The organism is Rhizobium sp. 01N447_2 (assembly GCF_056399245.1).
In genome coordinates, this window is record NZ_JBFTQY010000020.1 from 1 (window position 1) to 16,505 (window position 16,505).

Consider the following 16,505-nt stretch of genomic DNA (forward strand, 5'->3'; position numbering starts at 1 on the left):
GCAGGACATGGATGATTCCACTAATCACTCGACGGGCAGGACATGGATGATTCCACTAATCACTCGACGGTCGTCAGTGCGATGAGCACCGGGTTGGTTCGTGGGAAGTAGAGGCGCAATCACCGCCCACTGCTGATCATCAAGCCAGAACTCTCCTGCCATCATCAAAACTCCCATTGTCATCGTAATGAATCACAGCGATCCATTTTGATCAATGGCTTGATTGGGTTTGGAGCCTAAAGCAATTCCAGCAGAAGTGCACAGCGGTTTTGCGTCCGGAATTGCGCAGAACAAAAGACAGCGCAAATTCCAGCAAAACTGCGCAGCGGTCCGGAATTGCGTGAAAACAAAAGGTTAGGGCGGCCGGTTACAGCTCGCCTTTGTGAAAATACGCTTCGAGGCGGTAGCCGTCCGGGTCGATGATGAAGGCGGCGTAATAGAATTGCCCATAATCCGGCCGCACACCCGGTTCACCATTATCCGTGCCGCCGGATGCGACGGCCGCCGCGTGAAAGGCATCGACCGCGGCCTCATCAGGCGCGACGAAGCAGAAATGCAGCCCGGATCGCATGTCGGCAACCACGGGCTGTTCGACCTGCATCACCCAGAGCCCGACCCTTTCCGGGCCATAGCCGATCATGGTGTCGGAATTGGACAGGCGCTCATATCCGAGCGGCGCCAGCGCCRCATCGTAGAAACGGCGAGCTCTTTCGAGGTCTTTTACGCCGATGGAGATATGATCGAACATCAACTGCGAACTCCCTATCTTCCGCTAATCCCCGAAGGATTGCTCACACCCAAGATGGCTCGACGCCAACATCTTTCAACCAGATCATGTCGAGCAAAAGTCTACAGCGATTTTGCKACAACGACATGCGCAAAACAAAGACTTAAAGCGCTAGGAGCGAATCTGAAAGATTGCTATGCGCTTTAAGTCAACGAAGGGGCCTGTATCGTGGGTGTGGATCATTCATGGCCGGCGATCCTGTCCAGCGCCTTGGCGAAGAAATCGGGGGCGCCGAAATTGCCGCTTTTCAGCGCAAGCCCAAGCGGCCCGGAGCGGTCGGCAACGAGGACCGGCACGCCGGGATCGATCTCCGGCCCGATCATCATGTTTTTGAGACCGAGCGAGAAGTGGCCCTCCACTCGAAGACATCCGCACCGGCTTTCGGTGCGAGTCGGCCCTGAACCGGCAATGTGCTAGTTAAGACAAGGCGAGCAACGCTGTCACGTGATTTTGGGGGAGGGCGCAGTTCGGCCAGGAGCTACTGTGGGACAGGCAGTCCGCCGACTGCAGGCGCCTGCGGCAAAGCCTGAGGCTGGACATTGCCGCGCATCCGCCCGGGTCTCGTTCTAAACAGCGCCCCCGGCGACGCTTTGCATCTGTTGCAGGTTCGTCACCTCATAGGTCCAGACTCGAAACGCCTTCAGCACATGCGGACCGAAGGAATTGATGAGCGGTATGTCGGCGGCGTCGCGCCCGCGTGCGACGATGATACGACCAATCCGCGGCGTATTGTTGCGCGGATCGAATGTATGCCATGCACCGTCCAGGAAGACCTCGATCCAGGCGCTGAAGTCCATCGGATCGACGACCGGAATACCGATGTCGCCGAGATGGCCATTGATATATCGGGCAGGAATGTTGAGGCAACGGCACAACGCCACCGCGAGATGCGCAAAGTCGCGACAGACGCCGACACGTTCGTGAAACGCCTCGAAGGCTGTCCGCGTCGATCGCGCCTGCATGTAGTCGAATTGGATGTGGCCGTGAACGAAGTCGCAGATCGCCTGAACGCGGCCCCAGCCAGGTGAGACGGTGCCGAACATATCCCACGCAATTTGACTGAGACGATCCGTCTCGCAATAGCGGCTGCCCATCAGGTAGACGAGGCAATCATCCGGCAATTCCGAAACCGGGAGCTCCCTGGCGCCTGGCAGCGACCTGTCCGGTTTGCCGTCGTCTTCGATCGTCGCATCGCCCCATATGGTCAGGTCGCCCGCCGGGGCAATCAGCCGGAGACAGCGGTTGCCGAAGAGGTCGCGATAAGTCGAAGTGGGAACATCGGGCGTGGTGAAGACCGTTTCCGGAATTCTGATGTCGGCCGCACGATCATCATGAACCGACAACAGGCATACCAATGCGGTCGGCTGCGGGCAGGTCAGCGTAATTTCATAGCCGTAACGGATCAACATGGAGCGTTCTCGCGCGTCCGGATCCGCCTAGCGGAAGTCCGCCGCAGTTAGAGTATAGAAGGCGCGGCGGCGGTAGGAATAGGCTTTGTGTGCCACGTCCTGAATGGAGTTGCGCAGGGCGTCGAATAACGAAAGCCAATTCGTTTCCGAAGGCTCGGTTCTTTGCAATGCGGTGTCGGATTTCGCCAGAGCGCCAACCTCGATGAAGAACAACACCTGGAACATGCCGTCATGGCCGACGAAGCGCACAGCATTTCTCGCCGCATCGAAGCTACGGCTTTGGTTCAGGAAGGCTAGCGCCACGGTTGAACCGGCGGGGTCTCACGAGCACTCCGAGCGGCGTCCGACAGCCTGAGCCATTCCTTCCGGTATCCTATGTTGAGAAGATTGAAGGACATCATGTCGTTCCCGGCCTCCGAACGGCTCTTGCCGGTCATGGCATGGTCGGCGAGCACTGGAACGCCTGCTGAGACACGATAGACGGTCGACGAACGGGCGGATTCGATCCGGCGGTCGTGTTCGATCTCCATGGAGTAGCGACCGGACGCGCCACATTTGTCTTCCCATGTGCCGACGGCAAAGGCATTCCGTCTTCGTTCGGCTTCGTCTTCATGGCTGTTCACGATGTCAACCTTTCGTCATTCGGGCCGTGGCCATGGCCAAACGTCCTCTCGATCAGTGTTGCGCCGCTGCCGGCGGGCGATAGGTTTACCAGTTCCAGGCTGTCTTCCGTCGCGACCCGCTCATGACGTTCATCGTCACTGCGGATGCGGTATTGCAGCACATTTCCTCTCAGAGGCAGCGTAGCGGTAATGCGGTATGTCTCGGGGAGCTTGGAGGGAACGACCAGGAACCCGTCCTTCACCCGGACGGTCTGCCCCACCTTGAAGATATGTGTTGCTGCCTCGCGTCGGATCGAGCGTCCATTGCGTTGCGGGATGCGCGTAGCGGTCATGACAGTTTGTGGTCCTTTTCGAGCGCGGTTTCGAGATCTGACAGGTGGACAGGCATCATCTGCTGCGTCGAACTCTGCGCGGCGATCGCCGGCAAGTGGATGAAGGCGCCGACCCGTCGCCAGGCAAGCCTGGAAACGCTATCGATCAATTCCTCGTCATAATCGACGCGGTATTCTCCGGCTGGCTGCGCCCCGTCGAAACCGGGCAGGCGGAATGGAGATGAAAAACGGACGACGGTTTCTGTGGTGCGACTTGTCACGGCTGAGGCCTCCGCAGGAATACACTGAAGCGTTCCTGTATCGTTGAGATCCGAGCCGGACGAACTCGAGGCTGCCGGTACATCCGCGGTCAGCGCCAAGCTCATTCCGGATCGGAACAGGCGAAATGAACGCCGGAACGACGTCATACATTCGCTATCGAGAATTCAGTGGTGATGGCGGGTCGTAGGTCTCTGACACCGCGAAGCCAAGTCGGCCAAATCGACGAGGTCTATCATTGCGCCTTGATTGAGTTTAAATCAAGATAATTCGGATTTATCTATAAAAAACGCTAAATTAACGTCACGATATGCTAAATAAAATTGAGCGCGACGGCGAAAAAATTCTTTTCATTTCTGGATTAATACAAAATATCCGTTCAAATTGATTTCCTGAATTTTTCAAGAAATTCCCTTGGTGGACAATATTTATTAGCACTCCTATCAATCGAGTGCCACGGGTGCTATTTATGTACTGCAGCCGCCATACGCGCCGGCAGCAGAAAGACCTCTATGAAATTCCGTTCACTTCACGACCGCGTCGTCATTCGACGTGCGGAAGGCGATGTCAAATCCAAGGGCGGGATCATCATTCCAGACACCGCCAGGGAGAAGCCGCAGCAAGGTGAAGTGGTCGCAGTCGGCCCGGGCCTGCGCGACAAAAGCGGCACTCTGGTCCCGCTTGATGTCGAGGTCGGCGATCTCATTCTGTTTGGAAAGTGGTTGGGCACAGAGGTCACGATCGATGGCGAAACCCTTCTGATCATGAAGGAGACCGACATCATGGGCATCGTCGAAAAGACCGAAGCGGCTGCTGACAAAGCCGCCTGAGGGTCGAATTTCCGACCCGCATCTCAAGATCGAACTGGGAAGAAACATCATGTCTGCCAAGGAAATCAGATTCTCCACCGACGCGCGCGACCGCCTGCTGCGCGGCGTCGAATTGCTTAACAACGCCGTCAAGGTGACGCTTGGCCCGAAGGGTCGCAACGTCGTCATTGACAAGGCCTATGGCGCACCGCGCATTACCAAGGACGGCGTTAGCGTCGCCAAGGAGATCGAGCTCGAAGACAAGTTCGAGAACATGGGCGCGCAAATGGTGCGCGAGGTGGCTTCGAAGACCAATGATCTTGCCGGCGACGGCACGACGACGGCAACAGTGCTCGCCGCCTCCATCTTCCGCGAAGGCGCAAAGCTCGTCGCTGCCGGCATGAACCCCATGGATCTCAGGCGCGGCATCGATCTCGGCGTTACCGCCGTCGTCAAGGAAATCCAGGCGAGGGCGATGAAGGTCAAATCGTCAGCCGAGATCGCACAGGTCGGCACCATTGCCGCCAATGGCGACGCCACCATCGGCGAGATGATCGCCAAGGCGATGGACAAGGTCGGCAATGAGGGCGTCATAACAGTCGAAGAGGCGCGAACCGCCGAGACCGAACTCGATGTCGTTGAAGGCATGCAGTTCGATCGTGGGTATCTCTCGCCCTATTTCGTCACCAATGCCGAGAAGATGCGCGTGGAACTGGAGGAGCCCTATATCCTCGTTCACGAGAAGAAACTCGGCAGCCTGCAGGCGATGCTGCCGATCCTGGAAGCCGTCGTACAGACCGGCAAACCGCTGCTCCTCATCTCGGAGGACGTCGAAGGCGAGGCGCTGGCGACGCTTGTCGTCAACAAGCTGCGCGGCGGCCTGAAGGTCGCGGCCGTCAAGGCGCCGGGCTTCGGGGATCGCCGCAAGGCCATGTTGGAAGACATTGCCGTGCTGACCGCCGGCCAGATGATTTCCGAGGATCTCGGCATCAAGCTCGAGAACGTCACGCTCGATATGCTCGGCCACGCCAAGCGTGTGCTGATCGACAAGGAGACCACCACGATCATCGACGGCTCCGGCGAGAAGGCGGCCATCCAGGCGCGCATCCAGCAGATCAAGGCGCAGATCGAAGACACCACCTCCGACTACGACAAGGAAAAGCTGCAGGAACGCCTGGCGAAACTCGCCGGCGGCGTCGCGGTCATCCGCGTCGGCGGCGCGACCGAGACGGAGGTCAAGGAAAAGAAGGACCGCATCGACGATGCGCTGAACGCCACCCGTGCGGCGGTCGAAGAGGGCATCGTGCCCGGCGGCGGCGTGGCACTGTTGCGCGCGAAGTCGGCGCTGACGGGACTGACCGGGGAGAACGCCGACGTGACGGCGGGCATCTCGATCGTGATCAGGGCGCTCGAAGCCCCGATCCGGCAGATCGTCGACAATGCCGGGTTCGAGGGCTCGATCGTCGTCGGAAAACTCGCCGGCAGCAATGATCACAATCAGGGCTTCGACGCACAGACGGAGACCTATGTCGATATGATCGAGGCCGGCATCGTCGATCCTGCCAAGGTCGTCCGCACCGCTCTGCAGGACGCCGGTTCGATCGCGGCGCTGCTGATCACCGCCGAGGTGATGATCGCCGACATTCCCGCAAGAGACACAGCGTCTGCTGCCGGAAATGGTGGCATGGGCGCTATGGGATACTGAGCCAGCCTGAACCGTTCCGGCGTCGCCGGATGGCACAATCCGAACAACAGACAAGGAGAATTCCAATGTCCGTGCAGAGCAGCAGCAAGACATCGATTACCCAGCGTTTCGACAGTTATCAGCCATCCAAGACGCTTCTCGCCTGGGCCTGCGTCGTCACGGCGATCGCCACGATGATCATCGGATTCAGCTGGGGAGGTTGGGTAACAGGCGGCACATCAAGCAAAGCGGCAGCCGCCGCCGGCGACATCGCACGCGGAGAGCTGGCGTCCGCCATTTGCGTCGAGCGGTTCAAGGCGGCGCCGGATGCGAGCGCTAAACTGATCGAGTTCAAGGCGATTACCGAAGGCTACAAGCAGCGTCAGTTTGTCGAGGCCGGCGGCTGGGCGACCATGCCTGGGCAAACCTCTCCCGACAGCCGAAGTGTTCAAGCCTGCGCCACCGCGCTTGCCGTCTGACACCATTTTCCAGAGCGCTCCGATATGGTGCGGAGCGCTGCCACTGTCAAAGCAGGAAATGACCCGTGATCCGTTTCGTGAAAAAGACCGACCCGCAGCCAGCCGCAGAAGACGCGGGCGACAACCGCTTCCAGAAAATCCGCAAGGCAGCTGCCGACGAGCATAAGAAAGCCGCCAATGACAGCACGCGTCGCCGCGCGCCCCAGGCAACGGAAGATGACGATCAGCTTATCTGAGAGGGGGTATGAAGGCGTTCTTGGACAGATCTCCAGCGCAGCCGTGTAAAGCCGGCATACGGTGCGATCTGAGGAGAGGATCCTAGCTGTAATCCAGCCAGATCCCGCCAGCATCGGCGGACCGCACGCAGTTTTCCACCCAGCGCACCCCTTCCAGTCCGGCATCGACATCGGGAAAGACGAGGTCTTCGATCCCCGCAGGGGCGAGGCCGCGCTCATTGTTGATGGCAAAGCCGAAGCGGCGATAGAGGTTCGCCCAGGCTTCGAAGAGACCTTCCGGGTGACCGCCGCCGATCCGGTCGTCGATCCTGGCCTCGGGGTAGAGATAGTCCATGCCGCGCTCGAGGATGCGGGCCGGTTCGCCCTGGATCTCGTAGGAGAGCTGGTTCGGCCGCTCGTCCCACCATTCGATGCTGGCCTTCGAGCCAACGATGCGGATCTTCTGGCCATGCATGGAGCCGGCATTGACGGCGCTCGACCAGATGGTGGCGATCGCGCCATTGTCATATTCCATCAGGGTCACCGCATTGTCTTCGAGCGGCGCGCGGCTTTTGACGAAGCTCTGGCGGGTGCAGAGGAGCCGCCTGATCTTCAGGTGCGGCAAGATGACCTTGGCGATATAAAGCGGGTGGGTCCCCACATCGCCGAGGACATAGCTGGGGCCTGCGAATTTCGGATCGACGCGCCAGCGTGTCGCGGGGTTCTGCTCCCCCACCGCAGCGCTATGGAAACCATGGGCAAATTGCAGGTTGACGATGCGGATCTCGCCGAGATCACCATTCCTGACCATGGCACGCGCCTGTTCGATCATTTGGTGGCCGGCATAGCCATAAGTCACGCCGACGATACGGCCGCGCGCCTGGGACAGCGTCTTCAACTCCTCAGCCCCGGTGGTCGTGAAGCAGAGCGGCTTTTCGCAGATCACATGCAGATCATGTTCGAGCGCTGCCTTGCAGATCGCGAAATGGGTGTTGTTGGGTGTCGCGATCGACACGGCCTCGATGCCGTCGGCCCGCCGGGCCTCAGTCGCAAACATCGCCGCATAGTCCCGGTAGCTCCTGGCTTCGTCGAGCCCGAGATCGACGCCGAACGCGCGGCCGCGTTCCGGATCGATATCGAAGGCACCCGCCGCAAGGGCAAAGACGTCGTCGCGATGCGCTGCCGAGCGATGAATATAGCCGATCTGGCTGCCTCTGCCGCCGCCGACCATGCCCCAACGGATCGGCTTTCGCCTGTCATTCGTCATCATCTTTTCCCTAAAAACCAACCGACCTGAGGTAATCGCGGCTTTGCTTCACATCTTCGAGGCTGCCGGCGACATTCCTCGGATCACGCTCCTGCTCGACGGTGATGAAGCCGTGATAGCCGATCTCCTCGAGCGTTCGCTTGACGGCGGGATAATCGATGACGCCGCGGCCGATCGGGCACATCACGCCCTGTCCGCAGGCATCGAAGAAGCGGATCGTCTCGCCAAGCACACGATCGAAGACGGTCTGGTCGATGTCCTTGAAGTGGACGTAATCGAGCCTGTCGGCATAGCGGCGGAGCATCTCCACGGGATCCATGCCGGCATAATAGCTATGGCCGGTGTCGAGGCAGAAGCCGGCGATCTCCTGCGGAATGTCTCTTGCCACCCGCTCGATCTCATCGGCGAATTCGATATAGCCACCCGCATGCGGGTGGATGACGGCGCGCACGCCATATTTGCGCTGAGCGAGTTCAGCAATCGCCGTGATATTGGCGACCATCCCGGCCCAGGCCTTGTCATCGAGACGCGGTGCACGATCGGAATGGCCGGCGGCATAGTCGCGCTCGTCGTGGCCCCAGTCCATCACTGTGAGATAGGGTGTCCTGAACCGCTGGCCTGCCACCTGATCCGGCTGCGGCAACTTGGTGATGACGGCGCAAATCTCATCCGTCTGCCGCAGCAATGTCTCCCGGTTTTCAGGAGAGACCAGATCGTCGAAGATCGTGCCGGCGACGATGAAGAGATTGCGCTCGGTGAGCGCCTTGGCGACGAGCGCATCATCGAGCGGCACGTAACCATAGGGGCCGAGTTCGAGGCCGCCATAGCCGGCCGCCGCCGCCTCGTCGAAGACGCGTTCCCAGGCGGGAAGGTTTGGATTGTTGACGTCGTCCACGCCCCAGCAACAGGGGGCTGTCGTAATGGTGATGGTCACGGTTTTATTCCTGATAGTGGTGCCGGGGCGGATGTTGACGATCAGCCAAGTTTTCCGGGCCAGTATTTGTCGACATATTTCTGGATTTCGGAGCGCATGAAGCGCCCGGAATCGTCGGCGCGCTCCTCCCAGCCGAAGACGCAGGCGGTGATGATGCCGTCGAATCCGACCGCGGCGAGCGAGGAGAAGAAGACATCCCAATTGATCTCGCCTTGGTACATATCCATGTGCTGATGGATGGTGACCTTCGCGCCCGGCGGATTGATGATGTAGCGCAGCCCGGATGAGGCCTTGTGATTATAGGTATCGGCCACATGCACATGGGCAATCAGCGGGCCGGCATCGCGGATCATCTGCGCCATGTCGTCACCGAAATAGAAGGTATGCGGCGCGCAGTAGAGGAACTTGACGTTCTTCGAACCGATGGTCTTCAGCATGTCGATCGCCGGATGCAGCGTTTCGCACCAGTCTTCCGGATGCGGTTCCATGTTGAGCGTGACGCCTTCGCGCTCGAACACCGGAACGAGTTCTTCTATCGAGCGCCACCAGGCGGCCTCGCTGTGCTCGTGGGTATGCATGCCGCCGCAGCAGCTGGCGCGGTGGCTGCGATCCGGCGACGGCCCGCGGCCGAATTCCGAGTTCATCGTGTCGCAGCCCATTTCGGCGGCGATCGTGATCGCTTCCTTCCAGTAGCGCACCGCCGCCTGCCGCTCGTCCTCATGCGGGCTCGCCCAGCGGTACATCGGCAGGATCGAGGCGAGCTGGACGCCGTGATCCTTCAGGGCCGCCTTGAATTCCGCGATGCGTTCCTTGTGCGCCCGCGGGCGCACCCACCAGGGCAGAAAGTCGTCGCGCGGTGAAAGCTCGATATGCTCGTAGCCGAGCTCCGCCGCCTTGCGGCAGAGGTCGCGCAGGTTGAGGTGACGGTGCATATGCGGGTCGAGTGCGATCTTCATCTGGTTCCTCCGTCATCCCCCGGCCGCATCGGGCCGGCGGATGATCCTTGATCTCGTTTGTTTCGGACGTCCGGTGCTCCTCCCGGATTGCCAGCACGATACTGCCGCGGCGCCCCCATGCTCCAATGCTTCCTTGATCAAATTTGATCATTGACCGCGCAGCAGCCCGGTGCTCTGCTGTGTCAGCTTGGGGAGTGAGTGAGCTTGATGAAGGTGACTTTGAAGGATGTCGCAAGGCAAGCCGGCGTTGGCACCGCCACCGTCGAGCGCGTCCTCAACGGCCGCGGCGGCGTGCGGCCGGAGACGGTGGAGAAAGTCTTCCTGGCGGCAAGACGGCTTGAATACCGGCAAAGCCTGCCGGTCGCCCATCGCGGCCTGATCCGGATAGAGGTGATCCTCGTTCGTCCGGAGACCAGCTTCTACTCGCGTCTGAACCGGGCGTTCGAGCGCATCGCCGCCTCGCTCGACGACAGCATTGTCGTTCACCGCACCTTCGTCCGCGAGAACGAGCCGGCGCAATTCGCTCGCTACATCGCCAACCCGACGGCACGCCGGTCGGCGCTGATCGTGGTTGCGCCCGACCATGCCGATGTCGTCACCAGCGTGYGCAAGGCGGCCGGTCTCGGCATTCCCGTCGTCCAGATCATGACCCGTCCTGCCCCCGAATTGCCCTATGTCGGCATCGACAACTATGCTGCCGGACGCACTGCGGCTCACTACATGTCGGGCATGCTGGCGCAGCGCGCCGGTTCGTTCGTCGCTCTCTGCCACAGCGGCGCCTATGAGAACCATAAGGAGCGGATCCGCGGCTTCTCCAGCTATCTCGCGGACAAGGCTTCGAATGAGGGTTCAAACGAACATCGTTTCATCGAGGTCATGTTCGACCTCGATGACGAGCACAATGCCATCGAACTGCTGCAAGCGGCACTCCGGCGCGAACCCGGCATCATCGGCGTCTATAGTGCAGGCGGCGACAACAAGGGCGTTGCCAGGGTGCTCGAGGCAAACAGGGCTGGGCGGCCGTTCTGGGTCGGCCACGAATTGACGGGAGAGACGCAGGACTATCTCAGCCGCGGCATCATGTCGATCGTGCTCGACCAGGCGCCGGAGGTGCAGGCGAGGCGATCGATAGACCTTGCCCTGAACAGGCTGGGTCTGATTGAGGTGGAGGTCAGCGCCGAGCCGGTGCGCTTCCTGACAATCACACCGGAAAATCTCTGAGGGGGATAAGGATGCCCGGACAATCCGCTCGAATGAGCGCCAGCGGCTTTCACGACGTTGGCGCGACCTTACTGCAGCTGCGGTTTCTTAAGAAAGCTGTTGCGGTCGGCGGATTTGATGCGCAGCCAGGCTTCCCGGCCGTTCCTGAGGATCCGCATGGGGATTTCGGCGCCGGCCGGGCCGCTGCTCCAGAGCTTGCGGTAGAAATCGGCCAGGCCATCGACCTCTTCATCACGGATCTCCGAAATGATATCGCCCTGACGCAGGCCCGCCTGGGCGGCCGGACCGCCTTCGGCCACGCTCATGACCACCACGCCGCCATTGCTCTCGGCGGAGAAGGCGCCGAGCCAGGGCCGCGGCGGCCTGTTGACCTGGCCGCGGTTCAAGAGATCGTCAAGGATCGGCGGCAAAAGGTCGATCGGCACGACCATGTTGATATCGGCAACCTCGTCGCCATCACTCATCTGCAGGCGAAGCGAACCGATGCCGAGAAGCTTGCCGTCCGAACCGATCAGTGCTGCACCGCCCCATGAGGGATGGGCTGGTGCCGTGAAAATCGCCTCGTCGAGCAGATATTCCCAATAGCCGGCAAATTCCTGCCGGGCGACGATATTTGCCTGGACGAATTCTCCGATGCCATCGGCCAGCACGACGGGATCGCCGGCCTTGGCCGTCGCCGCGTCGCCGAGATCCACCGCAGGCGCATTCAGGGGTCCAAGCGCCTGCACCAGGCCGAAGCCGCTTTCCTGATCATAGGCAAGTGCATGCGCGGGAACCACGCGCCCCTCATGGGTCGTCAGCCAGACCTCTTCGGCCTCGGTGATGAGATAACCGATGGTCAGCACCAGCCCGTTGTCGCGAATGACCACGCCGCTGCCCTCCCGGACAGTGCCCAGCGTCTCCGCCGTGAATGCATCTTCCGGAATGGAGGAACGGACGGCCACGACTGACCGCAAAATCGGATCGATATTCATGCTTTCATCCCGATGGGCACCGGCGCGAAAGGCCGAAATCCGGCGCATTCTTCCTTGATAGGTAAGAGAATGGACGGCGGGTGCAAGACCGTATCGGACGGAATTTCGGCAGGCCAACGCGCGACCTCCCTCCGATGTCTGCACCAATCAAGGTTTCACTGAGGGCCGAGACTATCTCGCATGGCACCGGCGGGCGGCTGAGCGCGACCATATTGCCGCGGCGAGCATCCCATCACTCTCTTGAAAGCGGTGCTGAATGCGCTTTCGGATTCATAACCGAGCGACAGGGCGACACCGGCAATTGCTTCGGCCGAGTTTGTCAATCGGTCACCTGCGAGAAGCATGCGCCAGCGCGTCAGATAATCCATCGGCGCAAGCCCGACCTTTTCCTTGAAGTGGAGAGCAAAACTGGACCGGGACATCGAGGCCCGTTCAGCCAGCGACTGCAAGGTCCACTTGCGGGCTGGATCGGCATGCAGGGCAGCGATAGCCGCACCGATCCGCCGGTCGGTAAGCGCGAAAAGCCAGCCGACGCCGCGCGCATTCGGCGATGCGACATGGAGGCGCAACACCTGCATGAGCATGACATGAGCAAAATGCTCCGCCATCAGAAAGCCACCCGGCTGCTGGTCGCGCAATTCGCGCGTCATCCGATCGAGACACCAGCGCAGCACGGCGGCGTGATCGGAATCCCTCTTCACATGGACGATCGGCGGCAGGATTCCGAGAAGGATGTCCGAATTTCCTCCCGAAAAGGAAAAGCGGCTGCCGATCAGGAAGAAATCGCCGCCGCCGTTGCAAGTCGCAATGCCGTCGCGGGCGATCGAATAGATCGCATCGGAGGGGATCGCTTCGAGACCCGGATCGCTGGCGAGACGAAAGGCTCGGCGGCGCGTCAGCAGAAAGCAGTCGCTTTCCTCCAGGCGGACAGCTTCGGGGACGCCATCGACGCTCAGCCAGCAGGCGCCTGAAATCACCGCGTTGAACTTGATGCCATCAGGGGGCGGAAAATCGATCGCCCAGGCGCCGCCGGCGTCAAGCCCCGCGGAAACATAGCTGCGCGGTTTGAGCAATGCGAGAACATCGGATAACGGGTCCATGTAAAAATCCGGACGATGGCGAAGAGATGTCGGATTTTAGCGCATGGATCGTCTGGAGACCACGCCTTATTCTCGCGACCGTCATCCCGAGCGACGCCAACGTCGCAGAACAAAGGTAATTATCATGAATGACAAACAAGTCCCCATCGGCTCCGGATTTGGAGCCCACACGACGGCCGGCGAGGTTCTGGCCGGTCTCGATCTTTCCGGCAAGCGCGCCATCGTCACCGGCGGCCATTCCGGCCTCGGGCTCGAGACCACGCGCGCTCTGGCGGGCGCCGGCGCCAAGGTGACCATCGGCGCAAGGAGCATCGAGGCGGCGCGCAGCGCGGTCGCCGGTATCGATGGCGTAGAGATTGATCGGCTCGACCTTTCCGACCTCGAAAGCGTTCGCGTCTTTGCCGAGCGGTTCGTCGCGTCTGGCCGCAGCATCGACATCCTGATCAACAGCGCCGGCATCATGGCCTGCCCGGAAACGCGTGTCGGCGAAGGATGGGAGGCACAGTTCGCGACCAATCATCTCGGCCATTTCGCCTTGGTCAACCACCTTTGGCCGGCGATCTCGCGCGGCGCTCGCATCGTTTCGGTTTCCTCCGGTGGCCATGGCAACTCGGCCATACGATGGGAGGATGTGCAATTCGAGACCGGTTACGACAAATGGCAGGCCTACGGCCAGTCGAAGACCGCCAACGCACTTTTCGCCGTGCATCTGGACAGGCTCGGGCGCGACACCGGCATCCGCGCCTTCTCGCTGCACCCGGGCAAGATCTTTACCCCCTTGCAGCGCTATCTCGCAAAGGAGGAAATGGTCGGTGCCGGCTGGATCGATGCGGACGGCAATCCGATTGACCCGACATTCAAGACGCCATCCCAGGGCGCCGCCACGCAGGTTTGGGCGGCGACCTCACCGCAACTCGACGGTATGGGAGGCCTCTATTGCGAGGACTGCGATATCGCCATCCGCGCAGCCGATGGAGCACCCGGCGGCGTCAGCGACCATGCAGCCGATCCCGAGGAGGCGGCACGCTTGTGGATCTTGTCGGCAAGGCTGACCGGCATTGACGCTTTCGCGGCGCACGCCTGAAGCCATAGCGCGCGGCAAACCCTCGTCAATGCGCGCTGAAGACGCTGCCGATTGTCTTGCCATCCTCGCGCCTCACCCGGGCCCTCTCGGGTGAAAGCGTCATTGGCGCGCACGCTGCCGAAATCGGCCTGCGACAGCGCGGTCGCCATGCCAGATTGTATTTGCGCAAATAGTAGTCAAATCCGGCGACAATCCGTCATTAAACGTATCAAGGCGTGCGCAAAAGCTGTGGCATTCCGTCCTGCGTCGCTCTGCGGACTCGGAGGCGCGACATTTTTCGTGACAGCGGCATTGTGCAACAATATACGGTCAATCTCATCAGGAATCAGACTGACACGGATCACGACATGAAAGACTGGCATCCCGATCTCAGCCGCAGCAGCAGCCCCCGTTATATGGCGATCGCGGATGTGATTGAAATGGATCTGCGCAGCGGGCATCTGGTGGTTGGGGATCGGCTGCCGCCGCAACGCGAACTCGCCAAGCGGCTGAATGTCGATTTCACGACGGTGGCCAGAGGGTATGTCGAGGCGCAGAAGCGCGGGCTTGTGGATTCGCATGTCGGCCGAGGCACCTTCGTCACCGGTGGCGCGGACAAGGAGCGCCAGGGATTCGCGCCCGACGCTGCGCCCGATCCCCGCCGCGCCTCCATCGTCGATTTCTCGATGAACATGCCCCCGGAACCGGACGACCCCGAGTTGATCGCCCGCATGCGCGAGGGCATGTCGGCGGTGGCGGCGAGCCTCATTCCGCTTTTGCGCTACCAGGGTTTCGGCGGCTCCAGCATGGACAAGGAGGCTGCTGCCTCCTGGCTCAGCCGTCGCGGGCTGGTGCCCTCGCAAGAGCGCATCTTCGTCACACCCGGCGCCCATCCGGCCCTGCTGGCGATCTTTGGCCTGCTGGCGAAACCGGGCGAAACCGTGCTTTCGGAAATCATCACCTATCCCGGCATGCGCTCGATCGCCGCCCAGCTGCGGCTCAATCTGGTCGGCTTGCCGATGGACGAGGACGGTATCCTGCCGGATGCCTTTGCAGACGCCTGTGAGAGATTGAAACCGAAGGCGCTCTATCTCAATCCGACGCTGCAGAACCCGACGACGCTGACCATCCCGGCCAGGCGCCGCGAGGAGATCTGCGCCGTCGCCCGCAAATATCATGTACCGATCGTCGAAGACGATGCCTACGGTTTCATTCCGCAGCAAGGCCCGGCGCCGCTCGCCGCCATGGCGCCCGATCTGACCTGGCATATCGGCGGGCTGGCGAAATGCATCGGCGCGGGTCTGCGCCTTGCCTATGTCGTGGCGCCTGACAGCAAGGCCGTGTGGCCCTTCGTCAGCGCCATGCGCGCCAACAATGTCATGGCCTCGCCACTGACCGTGGCGCTCGCCACCCGCTGGATCGAGGACGGCACCGCCGATACGATCCTGCGTTTCATCCGCGCTGAGGCCGCCGCCCGCCAGCAAATGGTCGCTGCCATCCTGCCGGCCGGCAGCTACCGCGCCGATCCGATCAGCTTCAACATCTGGCTGCCGCTCTCCAACGGCTGGACCCGCTCCACCTTCGGCAGCCATACCCGTTCTTCCGGCATCGGCGTCGTCGCAAGCGATGCCTTCACGGTCGAGGGCACGGCACCCGAGGCCGTGCGCGTCTGCCTTGGCGGACCGATCACCCGGGAGAAACTGCAGGGCGCACTGGAATTCATGGCCCATGCGCTGGAAGGCCCGCCTGAGATGGCGGCGTCGTTCTTCTGACGCAGAATTCCGCCACGGGCTGATTAGGCACTGACAAAAGCCGGAAGCGGTCAAGAATCAGATCGGCCGCACCCAAATGCTGCTTCGGAAATCTGCAGTCAGCTTGCTGCCGGCCTGCGCTGGGAGCTCTGCGGCATTCTGGCGAATTGACTGGTAATTTCCTTCCAATGTAATTATATTGCGTGCAGTCATTATAGGGTATTGATCGCATCAATGTCTGCGGCACAGAAAAGCGAGATCGTCATGGATACGGAATATCCCCCACTTCCTCCGATACAGACCGGTATCAGGGGGCGCTGCCCGCGCTGCGGCCAAGGTCATATGTTCAAGGGCTTCCTGACGCTGCAGCCGGAATGCGRGGTTTGCGGCCTCGATTATTCCTTCGCCGATCCGGCCGACGGCCCGGCCTTCTTCGTCATCTGCTTCGCCTGCATCCCGAGCGTGCTGCTCGGCGTCTGGCTGGAGGTGGCCTTTTCGGCGCCGATCTGGGTGCAGCTTCTGGTCACCGGTCCCTTCATGCTCGCCACCTGCATTCCGCCGCTGCGGCCGCTGAAGGGCTGGCTGGTCGCCAGCCAGTATTTCTACAAGGCGGAAGAGGGCAAGCTCGCCTAAGCATGTCGCG

At 61.0% G+C, this 16,505-nt stretch carries 19 protein-coding genes and 2 pseudogenes; 8 read left to right on the forward strand and 13 right to left on the reverse strand.

Annotated features, from left to right (window positions below; genetic code table 11):
- Positions 1 to 36 precede the first annotated feature (36 nt).
- The 8 genes and pseudogenes from AC1ECN_RS16445 to AC1ECN_RS16480 all read right to left on the reverse strand — a co-directional run.
- A pseudogene (locus AC1ECN_RS16445) lies at positions 37 to 162 on the reverse strand (transposase); the annotation flags it as partial.
- A 205-nt stretch (positions 163 to 367) separates the two neighbouring features.
- On the reverse strand, positions 368 to 748 hold the full coding sequence (locus AC1ECN_RS16450; protein WP_477953554.1) for a VOC family protein: 381 nt from the start codon (positions 746 to 748) through the stop codon (positions 368 to 370).
- 218 nt (positions 749 to 966) lie between these two features.
- Positions 967 to 1,131: pseudogene (locus AC1ECN_RS16455) on the reverse strand (nucleotide-binding domain containing protein); the annotation flags it as partial.
- Positions 1,132 to 1,353: 222 nt separating this feature from the next.
- Complete coding sequence (locus AC1ECN_RS16460) at positions 1,354 to 2,196, reverse strand: transglutaminase-like domain-containing protein (protein ID WP_018070942.1); 843 nt, start codon at positions 2,194 to 2,196, stop codon at positions 1,354 to 1,356.
- Between the two features lie 27 nt (positions 2,197 to 2,223).
- Positions 2,224 to 2,499, reverse strand: coding sequence for a DUF1488 family protein (locus AC1ECN_RS16465; protein WP_075224839.1), 276 nt, complete (start codon positions 2,497 to 2,499; stop codon positions 2,224 to 2,226).
- On the reverse strand, positions 2,490 to 2,819 hold the full coding sequence (locus AC1ECN_RS16470; protein WP_024322843.1) for a hypothetical protein: 330 nt from the start codon (positions 2,817 to 2,819) through the stop codon (positions 2,490 to 2,492). Before AC1ECN_RS16470 ends, AC1ECN_RS16465 begins: the two co-directional genes overlap by 10 nt.
- Positions 2,816 to 3,151 (reverse strand): hypothetical protein, encoded by a 336-nt coding sequence (locus AC1ECN_RS16475; RefSeq protein WP_018070945.1) that lies wholly within the window; start codon positions 3,149 to 3,151, stop codon positions 2,816 to 2,818. The genes AC1ECN_RS16470 and AC1ECN_RS16475 overlap by 4 nt, the downstream gene beginning before the upstream one ends.
- Positions 3,148 to 3,411 (reverse strand): hypothetical protein, encoded by a 264-nt coding sequence (locus AC1ECN_RS16480; protein ID WP_026170811.1) that lies wholly within the window; start codon positions 3,409 to 3,411, stop codon positions 3,148 to 3,150. Before AC1ECN_RS16480 ends, AC1ECN_RS16475 begins: the two co-directional genes overlap by 4 nt.
- A 510-nt stretch (positions 3,412 to 3,921) precedes the next feature.
- On the opposite strand from AC1ECN_RS16480, the gene AC1ECN_RS16485 reads away from it, so the two are divergent.
- The 4 genes from AC1ECN_RS16485 to AC1ECN_RS16500 all read left to right on the forward strand — a co-directional run bounded on the left by AC1ECN_RS16485 (position 3,922) and on the right by AC1ECN_RS16500 (position 6,617).
- Positions 3,922 to 4,239, forward strand: coding sequence for a co-chaperone GroES (locus AC1ECN_RS16485; protein ID WP_075224840.1), 318 nt, complete (start codon positions 3,922 to 3,924; stop codon positions 4,237 to 4,239).
- 49 nt (positions 4,240 to 4,288) lie between these two features.
- Complete coding sequence (gene groL, locus AC1ECN_RS16490; RefSeq protein ID WP_018070948.1) at positions 4,289 to 5,923, forward strand: chaperonin GroEL; 1,635 nt, start codon at positions 4,289 to 4,291, stop codon at positions 5,921 to 5,923.
- A 65-nt stretch (positions 5,924 to 5,988) separates the two neighbouring features.
- Positions 5,989 to 6,381 carry a hypothetical protein gene (locus AC1ECN_RS16495; protein WP_024322846.1) on the forward strand — a complete coding sequence of 131 codons (393 nt, stop codon included), beginning with the start codon at positions 5,989 to 5,991 and terminating at the stop codon, positions 6,379 to 6,381.
- A 65-nt stretch (positions 6,382 to 6,446) separates the two neighbouring features.
- Positions 6,447 to 6,617: a hypothetical protein gene (locus AC1ECN_RS16500; RefSeq protein ID WP_165406124.1), complete on the forward strand. Its 171-nt coding sequence runs from the start codon at positions 6,447 to 6,449 to the stop codon at positions 6,615 to 6,617.
- 82 nt (positions 6,618 to 6,699) lie between these two features.
- Here the strand turns inward: AC1ECN_RS16500 and AC1ECN_RS16505 are convergent, their stop codons facing one another.
- Genes AC1ECN_RS16505 through AC1ECN_RS16515 form a run of 3 tightly spaced genes read right to left on the reverse strand, consistent with a single transcriptional unit; the run spans position 6,700 to position 9,753 of the window.
- Complete coding sequence (locus AC1ECN_RS16505; protein WP_477953559.1) at positions 6,700 to 7,866, reverse strand: Gfo/Idh/MocA family protein; 1,167 nt, start codon at positions 7,864 to 7,866, stop codon at positions 6,700 to 6,702.
- A gap of 7 nt (positions 7,867 to 7,873) precedes the next feature.
- Positions 7,874 to 8,797: a TIM barrel protein gene (locus AC1ECN_RS16510; protein WP_130725835.1), complete on the reverse strand. Its 924-nt coding sequence runs from the start codon at positions 8,795 to 8,797 to the stop codon at positions 7,874 to 7,876.
- 41 nt (positions 8,798 to 8,838) lie between these two features.
- Positions 8,839 to 9,753, reverse strand: a complete 915-nt coding sequence (locus AC1ECN_RS16515; RefSeq protein WP_130725836.1) for a sugar phosphate isomerase/epimerase family protein — start codon at positions 9,751 to 9,753, stop codon at positions 8,839 to 8,841.
- A 207-nt stretch (positions 9,754 to 9,960) separates the two neighbouring features.
- On the opposite strand from AC1ECN_RS16515, the gene AC1ECN_RS16520 reads away from it, so the two are divergent.
- The gene (locus tag AC1ECN_RS16520; protein WP_477953600.1) at positions 9,961 to 10,974 is read left to right on the forward strand and encodes a LacI family DNA-binding transcriptional regulator; all 1,014 of its coding nucleotides are present in this window, start codon (positions 9,961 to 9,963) and stop codon (positions 10,972 to 10,974) included.
- Between the two features lie 68 nt (positions 10,975 to 11,042).
- Here the strand turns inward: AC1ECN_RS16520 and AC1ECN_RS16525 are convergent, their stop codons facing one another.
- Together AC1ECN_RS16525 and AC1ECN_RS16530 are read right to left on the reverse strand one after the other, a co-directional pair.
- Entirely contained in the window at positions 11,043 to 11,948 is a 906-nt protein-coding gene (locus tag AC1ECN_RS16525; RefSeq protein WP_130725838.1) for a S1C family serine protease, read from the reverse strand.
- A 155-nt stretch (positions 11,949 to 12,103) separates the two neighbouring features.
- Entirely contained in the window at positions 12,104 to 13,048 is a 945-nt protein-coding gene (locus tag AC1ECN_RS16530; protein ID WP_130725839.1) for an AraC family transcriptional regulator, read from the reverse strand.
- A 124-nt stretch (positions 13,049 to 13,172) separates the two neighbouring features.
- On the opposite strand from AC1ECN_RS16530, the gene AC1ECN_RS16535 reads away from it, so the two are divergent.
- From AC1ECN_RS16535 to AC1ECN_RS16545, 3 genes are all read left to right on the forward strand, one after another.
- Positions 13,173 to 14,132: an SDR family NAD(P)-dependent oxidoreductase gene (locus AC1ECN_RS16535; protein WP_130725840.1), complete on the forward strand. Its 960-nt coding sequence runs from the start codon at positions 13,173 to 13,175 to the stop codon at positions 14,130 to 14,132.
- A 347-nt stretch (positions 14,133 to 14,479) separates the two neighbouring features.
- Entirely contained in the window at positions 14,480 to 15,883 is a 1,404-nt protein-coding gene (locus tag AC1ECN_RS16540) for an aminotransferase-like domain-containing protein (RefSeq protein WP_018070958.1), read from the forward strand.
- A 243-nt stretch (positions 15,884 to 16,126) separates the two neighbouring features.
- The gene (locus AC1ECN_RS16545) at positions 16,127 to 16,495 is read left to right on the forward strand and encodes a DUF983 domain-containing protein (protein WP_477953562.1); all 369 of its coding nucleotides are present in this window, start codon (positions 16,127 to 16,129) and stop codon (positions 16,493 to 16,495) included.
- The last annotated feature ends 10 nt before the right edge of the window (positions 16,496 to 16,505 follow it).